The 1,403-nt window shown below is 61.6% G+C and carries 1 protein-coding gene; it reads left to right on the top strand.

The window, feature by feature from the left end:
• Window positions 1–1,206: tetratricopeptide repeat protein (locus NKH35_RS31725; protein ID WP_352917571.1), on the top strand; the 1,206-nt coding region annotated here is incomplete at its 5' end.
• Window positions 1,207–1,403: the final 197 nt, after the last annotated feature.

The raw sequence follows: 1,403 nt of genomic DNA, 5'->3' as shown, positions 1-1,403 counted from the left end.
TTTGCCGTCCAGCACGAGATGAGCGGCGAGATCGCCAAGGCGCTTGGCATGCAACCTTCGGCAGCGGAAAGCGAACGCATGGCGCGGCCGCCGACCGAAAACCTCGAAGCCTACGACTTCTATCTTCGTGCCGAGCAGACAGCACGGACCGGTCGGCGCGACGGCCTGCGGGAGGCGCTCACGCTCTACGACAAGGCCGAGCAGCTCGACCCCGCTTTTGCGGAAGCCTTCGCGGCGGATGCAAGCACGACGGTGTATATCTGGCGTGAATCGTTCAATGACATCATGCAGAGCGCGCCAGCACGAAAGAGAGCATATGAGAAGGCGAGCCGAGCTTTGCAACTCGACCCTGACCTTTCGTCGCCCTATGCTATTCTTGGGATCATGCAGGTCGTGGATCGCCGCTACGAGGAAGCCATCGCTTCGGTCGAGCGAGCCGTCGCACTCGGCCCCGGCGATGCTGAGACGCAAATAGCACTGGGATACGTGCAACTGTTCGCCGGCAGTCATGCTGAGGCTGCCGAAGCGGTCGAGACGGCGCTCAGGCTCGATCCCAATCTTTCACCTGTAAACCGGCAAATTGCCGGTCTGGTCTTTCTAATTCAAGGGAGCAACGACAGGGCGATCGAGGCCCTCGAACGCACCCGCGACGATGCGCCGTCAGTCGGAGATTTCACGATCACGCTTGGTGCCGCCTACGCCCGCGCCGGCCGCCTGCAGGATGCCAGGGCGGCAGTGGCCGAGGGGCTAGGTGCCATGTCCACACCAGGTTTCGATTCATTGTCCGCATACCGACTCAACGGTGCCCAATATCGTAACCCGCAGGATTTGGCTCTCATCGTCGACGCGTTGCAGCAGGCGGGCTTGCCCGAATGGCCGTTCGGTTTCACCGGCGATGAGCACAACCGCTTGAAGGGCAAGGAGATCGCCTCGCTGGTGCTGGGCCATACTCTGCAGGGTCAGCTTGAGCCCGGTCTCCAACCAGCCTTCCTCCAGATCGGGAGCGACGGCAAGGCAGCCTTCCGCTCCACGACGCGGCTGGTCACCGAGACCGTCCGTGTCGATGGCGACTTATTGTGCGAGGTGAGCGAGAATATGTTCGGGCGCCCCGACTGTGGACCCGTCTATAAACGCCACGACGATGGAGGCGGCGGCTATTCCTTCGTCAACTCAAGCAAGGTGTTTCACTTTACGGTTGTTCAGTAGAAGCACACGCGCGTCATAACGGACGCACACACTCGCGTCCGATGCGGGACTAGAATAGGCTGCGCGAAGCCGCTTGATCGACCAAGGAGGGCGCAGGCAGGTATGGAGCGAAGGCTTACCGCGATCCTTGCTGCCGACGTGGTCGGCTACAGCACGCTCATGGGCGAGGATGAGGTCGGCACGCTCGAACGACTGAA

The organism is Mesorhizobium sp. M1143 (assembly GCF_040318435.1).
GTDB lineage: Bacteria > Pseudomonadota > Alphaproteobacteria > Rhizobiales > Rhizobiaceae > Mesorhizobium.
The sequence above is the reverse complement of the archived record's forward strand: the minus strand, read 5'-3'. Positions and strand labels throughout refer to the sequence as shown.